Below are 17,492 nucleotides of genomic sequence, written 5' to 3'. Positions count from 1 at the left end.
GGATTTTCTTTAGGCTGGGGGACCATGAGTCAACTTCTTGAGGCTATCACCTGTCCCGTCCTACCTGCCCCGATGGCTGGTGGGCCCACCACGCCTGAACTGGTTGCCGCCGCTGAGGCCGCCGGTTCCTTTGGGGCTCTGGGCCTGGGGAGCTCTTCAGTAGACGTCGCGCGGGAGGCCATCGCTGCGTGCGCCGGCACGCGCTTCGGCGTCAACTTCTTTTATCCGCAGAGGGAGCTGACAGAATCGGAGCTCGCGGCTGCACGGTCGCTTGCTGCCGAAGAGGACGCCGTGCTTGGCGACGTCCCCCTGGACTTCGGATGGCAGGACAAGCTCGACGCCGCGCTAGATGGTGGGGCAGCGGTGCTGTGGTCGATGTTCGGGGTCTTTGAAGAAGAGGAGGTTGCGCGCATCCATGCCGCTGGGGCAGAGGCGTGGACCACAGTCACCACCCCGGAGGAGGCGCGGGTTGCTACCGCGCGCGGCGTCGATGTGTTGTGTGTGCAAGGGCCTGAAGCCGGGGGACACCGCGGTGTATGGGACCCGAGTGCGGAACCCGATCCGCGCCCGCTCAAAGAACTTGTTGCGGCGGTGCATCAAGTCACGGGCATTCCGCTCATTGCCGCGGGTGGGCTGCGCACCGCGGAGGATGTCGCCGAGGCCTTGGCGTGGCCGGGGGTAGAGGCAGTCAGCTGTGGCTCTGCCTTCTTGCTGTCCGATGAAGCCGGAACGAGTGAGCACAACCGTGGCCTTCTGCGCCGCGGCGGCCGGACGGTGTCGACCCGCGCGTTCTCCGGGCGCTACGCCCGCGGGCTGGAGACTGCCTACACACGGGTACACCCGGACCTGCCTTTGGTCTACCCCTATCTCAACGCGTTGCTGAAAACGCGTCGTGCGCAGCTCGACGCCGACGTGGACTATTGCCTCGTGGGCGTCGACGTGGAGAAAATCGGCGGGGGTAGTGTGGCGGAAATCCTCGCGCAACTACACCCAAACGGGCATGAATAGGGGTTAAGATTTACGGATGGACATAGTTTTACACCCTTTTTGACGAGTAAAGGATACAAAGTACGTGACTTCGAACGCGCACATTGGGCACGAGGATTGGAACGAGCGCCTGGAGCTGGCCCAAGAGATGATCCCGCTCATCCACCAGCTGCACCGCAATAACAACGTTGTCACCTCTATCTACGGCCGCCTGCTCATCGGTGTGACCGATATCGACATCATCAAGGCGCACCGCTACGCCCGCCGCATCGCTGAGCGCGAGCTTTCCACCGCAGAGACCCTGCCTATTCTCAAGGAACTGTGCTCGATGAACCTGGGCACCGCCTCCATTGACCTGGGCCGCCTGGCCACTGGCTTCGAGGAATCCGGCTCCGACAACCTGCGCAACTACCTCGAGGAGACCCTCGTGGATCTCGTCGGCGCTGCTGTGGATAAGGAATCCACCGACGTTGTCCTCTACGGCTTTGGTCGCATCGGCCGCCTCCTAGCCCGCATCCTCATCGCCCGCGAAGCTGCCTACGGCGGCGTGCGCCTGCGCGCTATCGTCGTGCGCAAGAAGGGCGACATTGACATCTTCAAGCGCGCCTCGCTCCTGCGTCGTGACTCCGTACACGGTGCTTTCAACGGCACCATCGCCGTCGACGAGGAGAATGAGGTCATCTGGGCCAACGGCACCAAGATTCAGATGATCTACGCCAACAACCCGGCGGAGATCGACTACACCAAGTACGGCATCGACAACGCCATCGTCGTGGACAATACCGGTGTCTGGCGCGACCGCGAGGGCCTGTCCCAGCACCTGCAGTCCAAGGGTGTGGCTCGCGTGCTGCTGACCGCACCGGGTAAGGGCGACCTGAAGAACATCGTCTACGGCATCAACCACGGCGATATCGAGGATTCCGACCAGATCCTCTCCGCCGCATCCTGCACCACCAACGGTATTACCCCGGTGCTCAAGGTCATCAACGACCGCTACGGCGTGGTCCACGGCCACGTGGAGACCGCACACTCCTTCACCAATGACCAGAACCTTATTGATAACTTCCACAAGGGTGACCGCCGCGGCCGCGCAGCCGGCCTGAACATGGTGCTTACGGAGACTGGTGCCGCCAAGGCTGTGGCCAAGGCTGTCCCGGAATTCGCTGGCAAGCTCACCGGTAACGCCATCCGCGTTCCTACCCCGGATGTCTCCATGGCTGTGCTCAACCTCGAGCTGGAGAAGGAGGCCGACCGCGACGAGGTCAACGACTTCCTGCGCAATGTCTCCCTGCACTCTGACCTGCGCCAGCAGATCTCCTACATTGCCTCCCCGGAGGTTGTGTCCTCTGACTTCGTGGGCTCTACCCACGCTGGTGTGGTCGATGGTCTGGCAACCATCTCCTCCGGCAAGCACCTCGTGCTCTACGTGTGGTACGACAACGAGTTTGGCTACTCCAACCAGGTCATCCGCATCGTCGAGGAAATCGCCGGTGCCCGTCCGGTGGTCTACCCGAAGCGCGTCGATGTTTCTGAGCTCTAAGAGCTAGATAGCTAACACCGCTCTCGCCACATGGCGCGGGCGGTGTTTCGTTGTTTTGGGGTCGTTATCGATTCATTCCTAAACTTGCCAGGATGCTTCACACGCACAACTGCCCGATCTGCCAAAAGTAGGGGCTGGGATTGAAAAATCTAGACTGTTTTCGTCAGATTGGTCAGTTTTAGCGGGAAGACAGCGCTCGAGTATGGAGTAAATGTCGTGCGCGCAATGTTGCGGCCACACCAAGCACTGCGGCCAACAGCACAGCGACGGCATAGCGCAAAGGTGAGTGCGCAACCAAAGGCCAGGCGGGGAAGGCGAGTACCCACAGACCGGTATCTGCCAAGACATCGCCGCCCAAGGTGACGGAGACAATCGTCCCTACGATTGCGAGAGTGATAGCGCTCACAGTGCCGAAGCGAATCACCAGAATGAGTGATACAGCTGCGATGACATAGCCCACCCCAACCGCAAGGGGCAAAGCGGAAAACTGTGCAGCGCCATCACCACCTGCGAGCGCACTGGCCAGGTATGCGGCAGCGCAAACCGCCACGATGACGGACAAAAACCACATGAGGATTCCGGATGTGCCGAACCGTGTTTCCATATACACCAGCGGCCACGAATCTGACATGCGCGGCCATACGAGGACAGGCAAAATACCTGCGCCGACCGGCAGCAGAAAGAAGTAAAAGAAACCTTCGACGTAGTTAGCAGGATATTGCAGGGCGACAAAGCCTAGCGCCAGAATGCTGAGCATCAGGCAAGAGAACACCGCTGGGCTAAAAGCTGCACGGTGGAGTCCTAGCAGCGTAGACCACAGCGAGGACTGTGCCGCCGCACGTGGGTGGTTCGTTGGCTGCCATACTTGGGCTTTTTCCACGGTGGTATCAGCCACGTCGGCGTCAGCCTGGGCCGTTGCAGATCGCGCGAAACGGTGTCGCAGCGAGAGCTTAGGCCGGTATCGTCGCGGCGTGTAGACCGCGGCTAGTGCTCCGAGCACGGCGAGGATGACGCACAATATGAAAGCCGGTAGTGGACTGCTGTTTAGAAGTGGGTCGTGTGGTTCAAGAGGCACCGAGTTCTGGTGAATACGCAATGCGCGTAAAAGCAGTCGTTGTGGCCATGCTGGGGGAAAGGCCCACCACTTGCCTGATTCAACAGTGTTCGGAAGGATGCTGAGTATTTGCCACAGGGCCGCAGCAACCAGTGTATAGGCGAAGCCCAGTCTGCGGGCACAGGCAGCGGAAAGCCCGGCAATGCCAAGTGCACCAAGGAAAGAATAAAGCCCGGCTATGAGGATAAGCTCGTGGTTCTCGCGCCCCTGGATGGCGACAGCGAGCCAGGAACCACCAAAGTTCAGCATGTGGAATAGCGCAATGCTGGCAATGACGACGAGAAGCCGGACAGCGTTCTCCCGACGCGGGTTGAGGTTTCTCCACTGCGTCCCGCCGCTGCGGGTAACAACTTCACGGTGTTCTGGGACCGCAGCGAATAGCGCAACAAGTGGGGCGTACATGCCGGTAACAAATAAGGATTGCCAAGCCAAGACGCCTGTGGCATCACTGTGCACCGATGCCATAGATGAAAAGATCACCGTCATGATGACCAGCGGTAGAGCAAGTAAAGGCAACCACTGTAAGGTGCTTCCACGGCTGCGCAGTAGTTCTGCTGAAAGGTAACTCGGGCGAGGATCAGTAGTGTGCTTAGGCATGTGACTCTCCTCCCCGGTTGGTAGGCGCTTGGGAGGGGTGGCCAGGTGAGGTAAGTCGGAAGAATTCCTCCTCCAACTGACCACGTGGAGCTAGCTCGTGCAGGGAACCGGAATAGCGAATCGTACCCTCGGCCAAGACGGTGATGTCATGGGCAAGGTGCAGGACCTCTCCAAGCTGGTGGGAGCTGACGATAACGGTGTGCCCAGCCGCGGCTAGTTGTTGTAGTAGCTCTCGCAATTCCATGATGCCTTGGGGATCGAGGCCATTCTGGGGCTCATCAAGAACAAGTACCTCTGGATCGCCGAGGAGAGCTTGCGCTAACGCCAGGCGGGCCTTCATACCAGTGGAAAAGGATTTCGCCTTCTTGGAGCCAACGCCGTTGAGCCCAGCGCTGGAGAGAACCCGGTCAATCTCGGAATCAGGAAGGCCCAGAAGTCGAGCGTGAACGCGAAGATTCGCCGAGGCAGACAGATGGCCATAAAAGGCTGGCCCGTTCACTGAGGCACCAATGCGGCGAAGCACATTGCGGCTCCATGGTTGGCCCGCCACGTTGATGGAGCCTGAGTCAGGTGGCAGGAGACCTAAGAGGATGGAAAAGAGCGTCGATTTTCCTGCCCCGTTGCGCCCGAGGAGCGCATGCACGCGGCCAGGGGAGATGTGGAAGGAAACATCATCGAGGACTCGTTGCCGACCGAAAGATTTCGAGATGTGCTCAAAAGAGATATCGCAATTCATAGAATGCAGTATCGCCGGGGCTCATCATAAAGGAATCCGCCTGCATGATGGTCTTCAGCGAGCAGACCTCCTACCGTGGTAGGAGCTTAGGCAACCCCAGCACGCTGCGCTAAGAGAACGAGGGCCACTCGGTCACGTGCGGCGAGTTTAGACATGAGCGCGGAGACGTGAGTTTTCACCGTGGTTTCTGCGATGACCATGTCGGCGGCTATCTCCGCATTTGTAGCACCACGCGCGATGAGTGAAAGCACTTCCATCTCGCGGCGCGTTACGAGGCTGAGTCCTTGGCGTTCCTGGGCGCTGAGGTTTTCGCGCGTCAGCGCCGAGCGATAAGCCTCCAGCACTGGGCCGGTTACCTCGGCGGCCAGCACCGATTCTCCTTGCGCCACGTTGCGAACGGCGGTCACAAGAACCTCTGGGTCGGCATCCTTCAGCAGGAAGCCGTGGGCGCCAGCGGAGATGGACCGCGCCACGAGCTCTTCATCATTGAATGTGGTGAGCATGATGATGCGGCACTCGGGCTTGCGCTCGAGTATGGCTTGCGCCGCTGCAATGCCGTCCATGCCAGGCATGCGAATGTCGAGGATAGCCACATCAATGTGGTGGCTTATTGCTGCTGCCACGGCATCCGCCCCCGTGGCCGCGGTGGCCACGACCTCGATGTCTTCTTGCGCAGTGAGGATGGTAGACAGTGCTGAGAGCAGCATTGCTTGATCATCGGCCAACAAGACGCGGATTCTAGAGCTGCTGGGTTGCATCCATTGTCTCCTTCATCGGTATCTGTGCGTGCAAGGAAAAGGAATGAGCATCGCCGGAATAGTCGAGGCGACCGCCAAGCGAACGAGCTCGTTCCGCCACTCCGACTAAGCCCACGCCGCTGCCCGCGACGTTGCTTGGCGTGGGATGAGGATTGGTGGAGATGAGGGTGAGCGCGGCGGCGTCATCAAGTACAAGCTCAACCACGACATGCGTGCCGACGCCCTGATGGCGCAGAGCATTCGTCAAGCCCTCCGTGGTAATGCGCACCAATGCCATCTGCACCAACGACGGCACGGCGTATTCAGCTGGGAGGTTTGCGTCGACTTTCAGCCCGGCAGCGCGGAAGCCTTCGAGGATTCCTTCGATGTGCTCAAGTTGTTGAGCAGGCTCTAGAGCCGTGGGGCCGGGTGAGCGCAAGGCAGCGACGATTCCGCGAACCTCGCCCAAGGCGGTATCCGCATTATCGCGGATCGAAAGAAGTGCTTCTTCAGCCGCGCCGGAGTCCGTATTCGCTGCAACGATGCCTGCATTAGCCTGAACCTTAATCAGGGTGAGGGAATGGGCAAGGACATCGTGCAGTTCCCGTGCAATGAGGAGGCGTTCTTCTTCTTGTGCCTGGTGGAAGCGCTCGCGGGCTAGTATCTCCCGTTGGCGATCACGGTCAAAATACCGGGCAGCGATGAAATACGTGCTGCCCAGCACTGCCCAATGGGCCACCACCATGGCAAGGAAGGGTGTGTCTACCTCATAGCGCAGAAGGTAAGTCTCAGTGTCGATGCGCCACATGAAGGGGGAGATAAAGGTACCGAGTGCGGTGATGAGGAGGACCACCCGCGGAACCAGCCTCTGGGTGATGTACCGCGAGGTGGTGTACACGGCCATGGGGGCGGTCAGCGCCCACGGGGTGAGGCCGCTATTGGTGGGGAGCTGGTTCATCCATATGACAGCCCAGGCCAGGAGCAGAACTAGGAATCCTGTTGCGCTCACGATTGGCCTCGAGCGCCACACGAGGAAGAACGGTATGAACAGCAGCGACAAGAGAGCCTCGAGTACTTCCACCGTTCCGGAAGAGGAAAACGCCAAGGCACAATAAAAGGCCGCTACGAGCCCCGCGACTCCTGCGAGTAGCGCGTCCCCCAAATGCACCGAGGACAGGAAGGTACGCGCGGTGCGGGAAGAGCTCATAGACGGCCATGGTAGTACATGCCGAAAGTACTACTTCTTTTTCTTGTCCTTCTTGCCCTTCTTTTTCTTTCCCTGCTTCTTGCCGGAGCCGTTGCCGTTGACCTTGTCGCGCTCCAAATCGGCTGCGACATCTGGTACGTAGGCAAATTCATTGCGCGGCGGGCGTACGTATTCGGCCTCGAGCTCGGGGCGATCTGGGATCTCAGGAACATCCTGCTCTACGTGCTGGTACGGAACCATCTTGAGGATGTGGTTGATCACGTTGATGCGCGAGCGCTTCTTGTCCTCGGATTCCACGGTGTACCACGGGGAGGACGGGGTATCGGTGTGGACGAACATTTCATCCTTGGCACGCGAGTAGTCTTCCCAACGGGTAATGGACTGCAAGTCCATGGGGGAGAGCTTCCAGCGGCGCAGCGGATCGTTGCGGCGGGACTTAAAGCGTGCGAGCTGCTCCTCATCAGAAACGGAGAACCAGTACTTAAGAAGGATGACGCCATCCTCGATGAGCATGTGCTCCAGCAGCGGAGCCTGGTGAAGGAAGCGCACGTATTCTTGCTGGGAACAGAAGCCCATGACACGCTCCACGCCGGCGCGGTTGTACCAGGAACGGTCGAAGATGACGATCTCGCCGGCGGTGGGCAGCTTCTCAATGTAGCGCTGGAAATACCACTGGCCCGCCTCACGGTCGGTGGGCTTCGGCAGCGCCTCGATGCGGCAGGTACGCGGGTTCAGGTATTGCGTAATGCGTTTGATGGCGGAACCCTTGCCGGCGGCGTCGCGGCCTTCCATGATGATGACCACGCGGGCGCCGGTCTCAACGACCCACTGCTGCATCTCGACGAGCTCTGCTTGGAGGCGCTTGAGCTCGTCCTCATAGGCTTGCTTGTCTAGCTTCGGCGGCTTGGTGGCAGACTTCTTAGACTGTGAACTCATACCTCTAAATTTACCGCTTAGCTGGGAGAATCCCTAACCGCGGGGGTTAAGCAAGTGGGGCGAATTGGGAGGTATTTAGTCAACCTCGTGTTGCGTCACCGCGCCGCTGGCGGCGTCGACGTCGAGTTCGTGTTCCTGGCCATTCGCCTTGAACTCGATCTCCCAGTGCGGGCCCTTGCCGTCGTCACCATCGTCGTAGTCGACCTCTTTTTCTGTGACGGTCTGGGCATCAACGCCGGCGTGGGATAAAGCTTTCTCGAATGCTTCATCGCCGGTGAGTTTCCCGGAATTCTCTGCTTTTCCGGCGTCCCCGGCAGCAGCCGTGTCTGCAGGCAGCTGGGCGTCGTCATCGCGGTCATCGTCGTCATCAACATCGCCCTGGTCCGCGCCAGTTGCAACGGCTGTTTCCGTCACGGTTTCCACAGACGCGGGAGTCGGCGTCGGGGCGGGATCGGCCTCTTTATCTGAAGAGCACGCAACCAGCGCGGTGCTGGCGCATAGTGCGAGGCCGGCGGCGGTGAAGCGGGAGCAAAGAGTCATTGAGGCTCATCCTCCTTGGTCAGTCGGGCACGTGTGGTGCCCCACCCTAACGAAACCTGTCAGTTTTCGCTGAAGATCCTGGATACGGCTGAATGTTAACGGCCGTGACAGATACAGCCTTCGCCGCAGCCCCCGGCAGCGGGAGGTTCGCCGAAGCGCGTGGTGTTCTCAATCGCGCCGAGCCCTTCGATGCTGATGCGGGTGCGGGAGCCGTCGCCAAGCAGTGCTTCCTCACCGCGCGCGAAGCCCACGCCTTCCGGGGTGCCGGTGGCAATAACATCGCCCGGATTCAGAGGGTAGAGGGAGGAACAGAAGGCGATGAGCTCGGCCACGGAGAAGATGAGGTCATCGGTGTTATCGTCCTGGCGGACTTCACCATCGACGGTCGTGACTAGCCGCGCGGCCTTGCCCGGGGCCCATTCATCAGTCGTGGTCAACCACGGTCCGAAGCCGGCGGTGCGGTAGAAGGATTTACCGGCGTGGAACTGCGTGGTAGCGCGCTGATAATCGCGCAAAGTGTAGTCATTCATGATGGCATAGCCCGCCACATGCCCGAGTGCCTCCGCTACCGGAACGCGGTGCGCACGGCGCCCAATGACCACGGCGAGCTCTCCTTCATAGTCCAGCTTCTTCGTGGCATAGTCCGGGACGTAGACGTCATCGAAAGGGCCGGTCAGAGCCTCTGGAAACTTGATGAAAAGCGTGGGTTGTGTAGGCAGCTCGCGGCCCATCTCACGGGCATGCTTGGCGTAGTTAACGCCGACACAGATGATCTTTCCTGGGTTCGGGATGACGGGGGCGAGGTCGGCGTCGTCAAAAACCACCGGCTCGCCGGAGAGCTGCGCGGCTTTACGCCAGTCTGGACTGGCCAGCAATTCGCCGACATTCTCATAATCCAGCTCGGTGCCCACGTTGGGGCCATCGATGCGGATAGCGCAGGTGCCAAAACTGGTGCGGAGAGTAGCGAGCTTCATGCCGGCTAGTCTAACGCGCGAAGAATCTCCTCCACCGCATCGGCGCACATGATGGGGACCTCCTGGGCTTCCCGTTTGCTCCATGGCTTGAGAACAAACGCGGCTGGGTCCATGCGTCCAGGTGGGCGGCCGATGCCCACCGAAAGCCGCTGATAGTCCTTGGTGCCCAAAGACTTCGTGGTGGAGCGCAGGCCATTGTGGCCGTGGTCCCCGCCGCCGAGGCGTCGCTTGATGGTGGCAAAGTCGAGCTCAAGTTCATCGTGGACCACGATGATGTGATCATGCGGAATGTTGAAGTACTGAGCGAGGGCCTTGATAGGTCCGCCGGACAAGTTCATGAAGCAACGCGGCTTGGCGACGATCACCTTGTTGTCCCCGCGCCGCGCTTCGGCGAAATCCGTGTTTGTCTTCTTATGAACGGAAAAGGAAGCGAACAGCTCACGGGCCAGCTCATCAGCCACGTCAAAGCCGATGTTGTGGCGGGTGCCGGCGTACTTCGGGCCGGGGTTGCCCAGCCCCACGACGAGGAAAGAAGATTGAGTCACGCTGCCCATTCTAAACAGCGTAGGGGCGAAAACGGCGAACCGCGCCCGTCCCCAGAAAGCTGGGGGCAGGCGCGGTGCGTTAGATAGGTGAGGGGAGGTTTACTCCTCGTCCTTCTTCTCCTCGGAAGCGGACTCGTCGGCGGACTCGGCGCCAGCCTCAGCGCCACCTTCCTCAGCAGCCTCAGCGGCAGCCTCGACGTCCTCATCAACCTCCGGCTCGGAGATGGAGACGATGACGGTGTCTTCCTCGGCAGCAAGGGTGGTGCCCTCCGGCAGGGAAACCTCGCCGGCGGTGACCACGGTGCCGTCCTCGAGGCCCTCGATGGACACGACGATCTCTTCCGGAATGCTGAGCACGTCTGCCTCGACGAGGAGGACGTCGGCATCCTGGATGGACATGAGGCCCGGAGCCGGCTCGCCCTCGAGGACAACCGGAACCTCGACCTCAACCTTCTCGCCACGCTTAATGGAGAGCAGGTCGATGTGGTCGATGTTGAAGGTCAGGACGTTCTGGTCAATGTGCTTGACCATGACCAGGTGCTGCTCGCCCTCGAGCTCCAGCTCGAACACGGCGTTGACGCCGTGGTTACGGACCAGTGCGGTCATTTCCAGGCGGTCAACGGCGAAGTGCAGAACGTCGACGGCGTGGCCGTAGACGACGCCCGGGATCTTGCCTGCAGCGCGCAGACGGCGAGCGAAGCCCTTGCCGAACTCGGAACGGACTTCAGCCTTCAATACGGGGCGCTCAGAAGCCATAAGTAAATCTCCTTAAAGTATCGTTGTGCGGCAAGGGCTGTTGTAGGACCATGTAGATACGACAAAAGCCTGCCGATGGACGTCTTGGACGAGTCATCGCAGGCTTAATACAAGATTCACTGCTTAACTTGTGCTATCGCGTCGATAACGGATTTCTCCCTCGCCGAGACGCACAAGATTTTAGCAGCAGCGTTGTCGCAGAACCAAATCTAGTGAGTCTCAAACAGAGTGGTCACGGAACCGTTCTCGAAGATTTCGTGGATGGTGCGGGCCAGCAGCGGGGCGATGGACAGTACCGTGAGGTTGTCCCAGCCCTCGGTGGACTGCGGCAGGGTATCGGTCGTGATGACCTCGACAGCACCGCACTCGGACAGGCGCTCGCGGGCCGGGTCGGAGAAGACACCGTGGGTACACGCAATAACCACGGACTTGGCGCCGGCTTCCTTGAGCACGCGGACAGCGCCCGCGATGGTGCCGCCGGTATCAATCATGTCATCGAGCAGGATGCAGTCCTTGCCCTCGACGTCACCGACGACGCGGTTGGACACCGTCTTGTTGGCCTCGGTAGTGGAGCGGGTCTTGTGAACGAAGGAGAGTGGGGCGTCGCCAAGCTCGTGCGCCCACTTCTCCGCCACCTTCACGCGGCCAGCATCGGGGGAGACCACAGCGAGGTTGTCCAGCGGGTACTTGGACTTGATGTAGTCCACCAAGATCGGCATCGCGTGCATGTGGTCGACCGGGCCATCGAAGAAGCCCTGAATCTGGTCGGTGTGCAGGTCTACGGACACGATGCGGTCGGCACCAGCAGCAGCCAGCAAGTCTGCAACCAGGCGGGCGGAAATGGGCTCGCGTCCCAGGTGCTTCTTATCCTGGCGTGCGTATGGGTAGAAGGGCAGGATGGCGGTGATGCGCTTAGCGGAGCCGCGCTTGAGCGCGTCGATCATGATGAGCTGCTCCACCAACCACTTGTTGAGCGGCTGGGTGTGGGACTGCATCACGAAGCAGTCGGCACCACGGACGGACTCCTCGAAGCGAATGAAGATCTCACCATTGGCGAAATCGCGCGCGGTGGTTGGAACCAGATCGGTCTTGAGTTCCTTGGCCACAGCCTCAGCCAACGCTGGGTGAGCGCGCCCAGTGAAGAGCATCATGTTCTTGCTGCTGCCGGTAACCTTGCCAGTCATAGGTAGATATCCCTTTACTTGTCGTTAGTTAGTGGTCTATTCGTCAGCCTCGGCGTCCTGTGCCTTGCCGGCGGCTTCTGCTGCCGGCGTGCCGGGACGCTTCTTTTGCACCCAACCTTCGATGTTGCGCTGCTTGCCGCCGGAGACCGCGAGCGCTCCCGCAGGAACGTCGTCCTTAATCACTGTACCCGCACCGGAGTAAGCGCCATCACCGACGGTGACGGGTGCGATGAACATGGTGTCCGAACCGGTGCGCACGTGGCTACCGATGGTGGTGTGGTGCTTGTTGACGCCGTCGTAATTGACGAAGACGGAGGAAGCACCAATGTTGGAGTAATCGCCGACGGTGGCGTCACCGATATACGTCAGGTGAGGCACCTTTGTACCGCGGCCGATCTGCGCCTTCTTTGCCTCGACGAAGCCGCCCAGCTTGCCTTCTTCACCCACGATGACGCCGGGGCGGATGTAGGTAAACGGGCCGATCTGCGCGTTGCCGCCAATGACAGAGTCAAAGCCGTGCGTGCGCACCACATGTGCGCCTTCACCAACCTGCATGTTGGTCAGGGTGGTGTCGGGGCCGATCTCGGCGCCATCGGCGATGGTCGTGGCACCCCACAGCTGGGTGTTGGGGTGAATGGTGACATCCTGGCCAATGGTCACGTTGACGCCGATCCAGGTGGTGTCGGGGTCAACGATGGTGGCGCCGCCGCGCATGGCTTCCTCAACCACGCGGCGGTTGAGCAGGCGACCGGCCGCGGCCAATTGCACGCGGTCGTTGACGCCGGAGAGCTCCTCCGGATCGGCAGCGACGTGCGCGCCGACGCGGTGGCCGTCTTCGCGGGCGATCTCCAGCACATCGGTGATGTAGAGCTCGCCTTGGGCGTTATCGGAGTTGAGCTTCGTCAGGGCGTCGCGAAGCACGGCACCGTCGAACGCAAAGACGCCGGAGTTGACCTCGCGCACCGTGCGCTGTTCCTCGGAGGCGTCCTTCTGCTCCACGATGGCGGTGACGGATCCATCCTCGGCGCGCAGCACGCGGCCGTAACCGGTGGGATCCTCCAGCGTCATGGACAGAACTGTTACGGCATTGCCCTCGCTGGTATGGGTCTCCTGCAGCTGGCTCAGAGTTTCCGGGCGCAGAAGTGGAACGTCACCGTTAGTCACGATGACGGTGCCGTTAAAGTCCGGCAGAGCGCTCAAGCCGCACTGCACGGCGTGGCCGGTACCGTTCTGTTCCTCCTGGACCGCCTGGGATACTGCACAATCCAGTTCCTCGGCGATGGCATCGACAGCAGGGGAAACCTGGTCGCGCTGGTGGCCCACGACGACCACGAGGTGCTCCGGATTCAGACCGGCGGCTGCGTGGAGGGCGTGGCCGAGAAGTGACCTCCCGCCAATCTCATGCAACGTCTTTTGGGTTGAGGATTTCATGCGGGTACCTGCGCCTGCTGCCAGGACAATGGCGGCGCAGTCAGTTACTTCAGCCACGAGTGTGTGCTTCTCCTGTGATTGGGGGTCAGGACTTACTGTGTTTCATCATAACGCGTGCTGCCTACTTCCCGTGTGACACCTCCGGGAGCGCTCGGGCACGCCATGCGCCAATCAGACCGATGCACGCTAAGAACAGGATGGCCGCCGAGGGGCCCGCGAGTGCAATGACGGCGGAGATGCCGCCGACGACGAGGAGGATGACGCCCATCATGGTGTTTGCGGCCCCGACGTAGCGGGTGCGCTTGTCCTCACCAGCCATGTCCACCACATACGTCTTGCGAGCCACGCGGATGGCGGCGTGCGCCAGATTGACCAGGAAGAAGCCGAGGGGAAGGGCCCACATGCTCACCGCTGTCGGCGCCCACGCGGCGCAGGCCACGATGGCCAGCAAGATGATCGCCGCGGCACCCGCGGCCCAGGACATGACCAGACGGGAGGACTTATCCGACAACACACCAGAAACCCGGCCGCCGACGAGACTGGCTAAGCCTGAAGCTAGGACAAAGCCGCCGAGCCCACTGAGCGCCTGCGAGCCGATGTTCTGCGAAAGCACCACGATGAAGGATGTGGACAAGGCGGAGACCAACAGCAGGGCGCGGACGTTAACGAAGCCACGGAAGCGGGCATCCTGGGTGTATAGCTGCCACGTGTCCTTCCACCAGCTGTGATTTATGCCCTTCTGACCGGAGTTCTCCGGCACAGGCTCCTCGATGCTGCGAAAGACCGCTGCAGCAAGGAACCACGTGGCCGCGCCGATGGCCAGCAACACCGCCAGACCCCAGCGCGGGAGCTCACCTAGTACGGCGAGGACACCACCGGTAATCAGGGTGACCGCCCCGCCGAGCTGTGTTGCCCGGCCGGTCACCACGCCGCGGCGACCCTTGGAGATGGTGCGGCCTTGGACGTCCTTACCGGTGAGCGAACACAGCGCGCGGAGCACGGCGAGAGCAGCAAGCGCGAGGCAGACGATGAGGCCGAGGAGGGGGCCGCTAACAAGCACGGCAGCCGCCGCAATGATCGCCGCGCACACACCCTGGCCCATCGACCCCAACACCCACAGGCGCTTGCGGGCAGGATGGGACACCACCCATGGGGTTAGCGCCGCCTGCGGGAGCATGGAACCGGACTCGCGCAAGGGGACCAGTAGGCCGGTGAAGAAGCTTGGGACGCCGGCCACACTAAACAGCCAGGGGAGGACCGTCTTTCCAGAGAGCAATTGATCGCCCACGCCCTGCAGGCCGTTCGACCACACGAAGCGGCGTGCATTGGCGGATTCCTGGGAGTGCGACGAGCTCTGAGTCATGACTGTGATTTTAAGCCCGGCTCGACCTTATATGGGTCCTAAGGTTTGCCTGATCTCTATCCTGGAAAACATGTCTATCTCCGCTCGTCCCACAGTGTCCCGCCGTGTCTTCGTCCAAGGCTCCGTGCTCACCATCGCCGGTGCCACCGTGATGGGGTTGAGCTCATGCTCTGCATCGTCCTCGAAGAATCAACCGGAGCCGCAGGGCTATGACAGTGAGCCGCGCGCCCTGCCCATCCCGCCGGTGGAAGAGGGCGAAGTTATTGACGGAACGCGAGTAATCAAGCTCACCGCGCAGGACGGTTACTCGGAGGTTCTCCCTGGCAATGACCGCACCAGGACATGGGGTTTTAACGGCCCCTTCTTAGGCCCCACCCTGCGCGCCCGGCGTGGGGAGAAGGTCCGCGCGGAGATCACCAACAATCTCATTGAGATGACCACGGTGCACTGGCACGGCATGAAGTTGCCTGCCTACTCGGATGGCGGCCCGCACTCGCCGATTGAGGTGGGCAAGACCTGGAAACCCGAATGGGAGATCACCCAGCCGGCGGCCACGCTGTGGTACCACCCGCACCCGCACATGGCCACGGCCACGCATGCCTACCGCGGGCTGGCGGGCATGTTCCTCATCGACGATGACGTGGCCTCTGGTCTTGACTTGCCGCAGGACTACGGTGTGGACGATATCCCGGTGGTCATCATGGACGCGAAGTTCACCGAGGACGGACAGATCGATGAGAAAAGCGATAACACCCTGGGCCTTCTCGGAACCACGCCCGTGGTCAACGGCATCACCAATGCGCGCTTCGACGCCACCACGCGCCGGGTTCGCCTGCGTCTGCTTAACGGTGCCTCCATGCGCTTCTACACACTGGAGCTGAGCAATGGCCCCTTCCATGTCATCGCCACGGACACTGGGCTTCTCGACGCCCCCGTGGAAGTCGACTCCCTCCTCTTCGGCCCGGGCGAGCGCGCCGAAATTATCGTGGACTTGGAGCCCGGCGAGGAAGTACAGCTGCGCTCGGTGCCGCGTAAGGATAACTTTGGGGTGCCCAAAGACAAGGATGCGGCTGACTTCGGCTTTCAGGATTCCTTTGACATTCTCACCATTTCCGGGCCGGAAGAGTCCGCACCGGAGCCACCGGCTCTGCCGGAAACGCTGGACCCAGCCGCGGCGAAGACCCCGTCCACGGAGGGCCTTGAAGAGCGCGAGTTCGTGCTCAACACCTTCATGATCAACGGCGAGCAGATGGACATGGCGCGGGTGGATACGGTCATTGATCACGACGCCCCGGAGATCTGGACCGTGACCAATGAGAACTCTGATTGGCCGCACAACTTCCACATCCACAACGCCCGCTTCAAGGTTCTGGACTGGGACGGCGATGAGAAGATGAATGTGTTCAACTCCGGGTGGAAGGACATTGTGAATCTTCCGCCGAAGGCAACCGCGCGCCTGCTGGTGGAGTTTGGACACTTCCCGGACAAGACCATCCCGTACATGTACCACTGCCACATGTTGCTGCATGAGGACGAGGGAATGATGGGGCAGTACGTCATGGTCAATAAAGGCGAAAAGCCCGACGTGCGCGTTAAACCCGCCGCCTTAGTCTTCGAGCAAACCGCCACCGCCCACTCCGCGCACGCCGGCCAGGTGGTGGATTCCTCGCGCAGCCCCTATGCGACGCCGGAGGCGCAGGGCTAACCAAGAACCAAGCCAGGTTTCAATGGATTGAGAATCTGGCTATTTTCTGCGGCTCGGTTTCGTATGCTTGCGCACTAGCTGCGTACGTCGATGGAGGCAAGCCTGTTTCCAATCACGTTGTCTCCCGTGTCGTCGTAGGCAAAAGCTACGGGTTTGAAGTCCTCGGGAACCTCGAATACCCAGGTATATGGTGTGGAAAATCCGGGGCCAATGGAGTCGCTGAGGGTATCCCAATTGGCTTGGACCCGCCAGTGGTCGTTGATGGGGTCGTACATGCGGCTTTCCTGGTCAGCGATCCAGGCGAACTTGTTGAAGTCGGCGATGAGTGGGGTTTTTCCCTCATTGAAGACAGTTCCAGAAACGATGACAAATTGTGCGCCTTCATTTTTAGGGCTTTCCATGACAGTTTCAGACGCCCCAGAGGAGAAATCTTGGTTCCTTAGTTCCACCGTGGGAGCGAACTCGACGGAGTCAATGATGACTTTTTCGTTTCCGCTCATGGCTGGTTCGCCGAGCTTGGGGAGTTCGTCGAGGGTGCCTCCGGTGGTGCTGTCTTCCTGGGGATTTGAGGTGTCGGCATTGTTCGCTTCTCCGGATTGTGCAGAGGCTGGCTCAGCAGAGGCTGCGGAAACCTGTTCCTCTTTAGTTCCGGTGAATGCGTAGGTGGCGCCCGCACCAAGTGCTACGCCGACTAGGGCAGCGGCGGGAACCATCCACCATGCAGGCTTGGGACTCTTCGGCTGGGCTGCCGTGTCGGAATCAACTGGCTGTGGTGTGGTGGAAAAAGGATTCCGGCCTGGTGCCTGTTGCGGTTGTTGCTGTGCATCGTTAGGAGACATGATTTACCTCGAGAGAAGAGAGTGAATGAATTCGTAACAGTGTAAACCCACGGCACCGCGTTTCCACTATCAGAGCAGCAGTGAGCATTACAGAAAAAGGAGGGGCCGGTTTCCACAAGAGTGCAGACCTGGAAGTGCAGACTTGCTGGGTCGTCGACAAGCAGGGCGTTGCGCTTCACGACGCCCACCTGCGTGTCTGCACTTCGAGGTCTGCACTTATGGAAACGGCGGCCGTCGAGGGCGCTTGGCTAAGACACTCTGGGAGACACGAAGTTAGCGATGATGTGAACTGCAGCAAGCC

16 protein-coding genes are annotated in these 17,492 nt (G+C 60.6%); 3 read left to right on the top strand and 13 right to left on the bottom strand.

The annotated features are described in order from the left end of the window. The first annotated feature begins 24 nt into the window (after positions 1-24). Together QP999_RS05735 and QP999_RS05730 are read left to right on the top strand one after the other, a co-directional pair. Positions 25-1,008: a nitronate monooxygenase gene (locus tag QP999_RS05735; RefSeq protein WP_284847851.1), complete on the top strand. Its 984-nt coding sequence runs from the start codon at positions 25-27 to the stop codon at positions 1,006-1,008. Positions 1,009-1,072: 64 nt separating this feature from the next. After that, positions 1,073-2,527, top strand: a complete 1,455-nt coding sequence (locus QP999_RS05730) for a glyceraldehyde-3-phosphate dehydrogenase (protein WP_070708413.1) — start codon at positions 1,073-1,075, stop codon at positions 2,525-2,527. Between the two features lie 178 nt (positions 2,528-2,705). Here QP999_RS05730 and QP999_RS05725 read toward each other — a convergent pair whose 3' ends face one another. The 12 genes from QP999_RS05725 to QP999_RS05670 all read right to left on the bottom strand — a co-directional run bounded on the left by QP999_RS05725 (position 2,706) and on the right by QP999_RS05670 (position 14,647). Then, complete coding sequence (locus QP999_RS05725) at positions 2,706-4,043, bottom strand: ABC-2 family transporter permease (RefSeq protein ID WP_284847850.1); 1,338 nt, start codon at positions 4,041-4,043, stop codon at positions 2,706-2,708. Positions 4,044-4,230: 187 nt separating this feature from the next. Further along, positions 4,231-4,974, bottom strand: a complete 744-nt coding sequence (locus QP999_RS05720; protein WP_070563480.1) for an ATP-binding cassette domain-containing protein — start codon at positions 4,972-4,974, stop codon at positions 4,231-4,233. A gap of 86 nt (positions 4,975-5,060) precedes the next feature. Continuing rightward, on the bottom strand, positions 5,061-5,732 hold the full coding sequence (locus QP999_RS05715; RefSeq protein WP_070447113.1) for a response regulator: 672 nt from the start codon (positions 5,730-5,732) through the stop codon (positions 5,061-5,063). After that, positions 5,713-6,918, bottom strand: a complete 1,206-nt coding sequence (locus tag QP999_RS05710; RefSeq protein ID WP_070447110.1) for a sensor histidine kinase — start codon at positions 6,916-6,918, stop codon at positions 5,713-5,715. The genes QP999_RS05715 and QP999_RS05710 overlap by 20 nt, the downstream gene beginning before the upstream one ends. Positions 6,919-6,948: 30 nt before the next feature. After that, positions 6,949-7,854: a polyphosphate kinase 2 gene (gene ppk2 / locus QP999_RS05705; RefSeq protein ID WP_070447108.1), complete on the bottom strand. Its 906-nt coding sequence runs from the start codon at positions 7,852-7,854 to the stop codon at positions 6,949-6,951. 75 nt (positions 7,855-7,929) lie between these two features. Then, positions 7,930-8,394: a PepSY domain-containing protein gene (locus tag QP999_RS05700; RefSeq protein ID WP_230307889.1), complete on the bottom strand. Its 465-nt coding sequence runs from the start codon at positions 8,392-8,394 to the stop codon at positions 7,930-7,932. A gap of 95 nt (positions 8,395-8,489) precedes the next feature. Continuing rightward, positions 8,490-9,368, bottom strand: a complete 879-nt coding sequence (locus QP999_RS05695; RefSeq protein WP_070563482.1) for a fumarylacetoacetate hydrolase family protein — start codon at positions 9,366-9,368, stop codon at positions 8,490-8,492. A gap of 5 nt (positions 9,369-9,373) precedes the next feature. Then, positions 9,374-9,922, bottom strand: coding sequence for an aminoacyl-tRNA hydrolase (pth, locus tag QP999_RS05690; protein WP_070563484.1), 549 nt, complete (start codon positions 9,920-9,922; stop codon positions 9,374-9,376). A gap of 90 nt (positions 9,923-10,012) precedes the next feature. Next, complete coding sequence (locus QP999_RS05685; RefSeq protein WP_239248524.1) at positions 10,013-10,669, bottom strand: 50S ribosomal protein L25/general stress protein Ctc; 657 nt, start codon at positions 10,667-10,669, stop codon at positions 10,013-10,015. Positions 10,670-10,878: 209 nt separating this feature from the next. Then, entirely contained in the window at positions 10,879-11,853 is a 975-nt protein-coding gene (locus QP999_RS05680; RefSeq protein ID WP_070520869.1) for a ribose-phosphate diphosphokinase, read from the bottom strand. 36 nt (positions 11,854-11,889) lie between these two features. Further along, positions 11,890-13,341: a bifunctional UDP-N-acetylglucosamine diphosphorylase/glucosamine-1-phosphate N-acetyltransferase GlmU gene (gene glmU / locus QP999_RS05675; RefSeq protein WP_284847849.1), complete on the bottom strand. Its 1,452-nt coding sequence runs from the start codon at positions 13,339-13,341 to the stop codon at positions 11,890-11,892. Between the two features lie 64 nt (positions 13,342-13,405). Further along, positions 13,406-14,647 carry an MFS transporter gene (locus QP999_RS05670; protein WP_284847848.1) on the bottom strand — a complete coding sequence of 414 codons (1,242 nt, stop codon included), beginning with the start codon at positions 14,645-14,647 and terminating at the stop codon, positions 13,406-13,408. Positions 14,648-14,717: 70 nt separating this feature from the next. Here QP999_RS05670 and QP999_RS05665 point away from each other — a divergent pair, with 70 nt between their 5' ends. Next, positions 14,718-16,352, top strand: a complete 1,635-nt coding sequence (locus tag QP999_RS05665) for a multicopper oxidase family protein (RefSeq protein WP_154762167.1) — start codon at positions 14,718-14,720, stop codon at positions 16,350-16,352. Positions 16,353-16,426: 74 nt separating this feature from the next. Here QP999_RS05665 and QP999_RS05660 read toward each other — a convergent pair whose 3' ends face one another. Beyond that, on the bottom strand, positions 16,427-17,191 hold the full coding sequence (locus tag QP999_RS05660; protein ID WP_154762168.1) for a DUF4352 domain-containing protein: 765 nt from the start codon (positions 17,189-17,191) through the stop codon (positions 16,427-16,429). Positions 17,192-17,492 lie beyond the last annotated feature (301 nt).

The organism is Corynebacterium sp. MSK004 (assembly GCF_030232515.1).
GTDB classification, from domain to species: domain Bacteria; phylum Actinomycetota; class Actinomycetes; order Mycobacteriales; family Mycobacteriaceae; genus Corynebacterium; species Corynebacterium hesseae.
This window is presented reverse-complemented; position numbering and strand designations above follow the sequence as displayed.

Bases quoted from the DNA above. Each gene is read 5' to 3' on its own strand.
- QP999_RS05735 (WP_284847851.1), top strand. From the start codon at position 25: ATGAGTCAACTTCTTGAGGCTATCACCTGTCCCGTCCTACCTGCCCCG.
- QP999_RS05725 (WP_284847850.1), bottom strand. From the start codon at position 4,043: ATGTACGCCCCACTTGTTGCGCTATTCGCTGCGGTCCCAGAACACCGT.
- QP999_RS05720 (WP_070563480.1), bottom strand. From the start codon at position 4,974: ATGAATTGCGATATCTCTTTTGAGCACATCTCGAAATCTTTCGGTCGG.
- QP999_RS05715 (WP_070447113.1), bottom strand. From the start codon at position 5,732: ATGCAACCCAGCAGCTCTAGAATCCGCGTCTTGTTGGCCGATGATCAA.
- QP999_RS05710 (WP_070447110.1), bottom strand. From the start codon at position 6,918: ATGAGCTCTTCCCGCACCGCGCGTACCTTCCTGTCCTCGGTGCATTTG.
- ppk2 (WP_070447108.1), bottom strand. From the start codon at position 7,854: ATGAGTTCACAGTCTAAGAAGTCTGCCACCAAGCCGCCGAAGCTAGAC.
- QP999_RS05700 (WP_230307889.1), bottom strand. From the start codon at position 8,394: ATGACTCTTTGCTCCCGCTTCACCGCCGCCGGCCTCGCACTATGCGCC.
- QP999_RS05695 (WP_070563482.1), bottom strand. From the start codon at position 9,368: ATGAAGCTCGCTACTCTCCGCACCAGTTTTGGCACCTGCGCTATCCGC.
- pth (WP_070563484.1), bottom strand. From the start codon at position 9,922: ATGGGCAGCGTGACTCAATCTTCTTTCCTCGTCGTGGGGCTGGGCAAC.
- QP999_RS05685 (WP_239248524.1), bottom strand. From the start codon at position 10,669: ATGGCTTCTGAGCGCCCCGTATTGAAGGCTGAAGTCCGTTCCGAGTTC.
- QP999_RS05680 (WP_070520869.1), bottom strand. From the start codon at position 11,853: ATGACTGGCAAGGTTACCGGCAGCAGCAAGAACATGATGCTCTTCACT.
- QP999_RS05670 (WP_284847848.1), bottom strand. From the start codon at position 14,647: ATGACTCAGAGCTCGTCGCACTCCCAGGAATCCGCCAATGCACGCCGC.
- QP999_RS05665 (WP_154762167.1), top strand. From the start codon at position 14,718: ATGTCTATCTCCGCTCGTCCCACAGTGTCCCGCCGTGTCTTCGTCCAA.
- QP999_RS05660 (WP_154762168.1), bottom strand. From the start codon at position 17,191: ATGTCTCCTAACGATGCACAGCAACAACCGCAACAGGCACCAGGCCGG.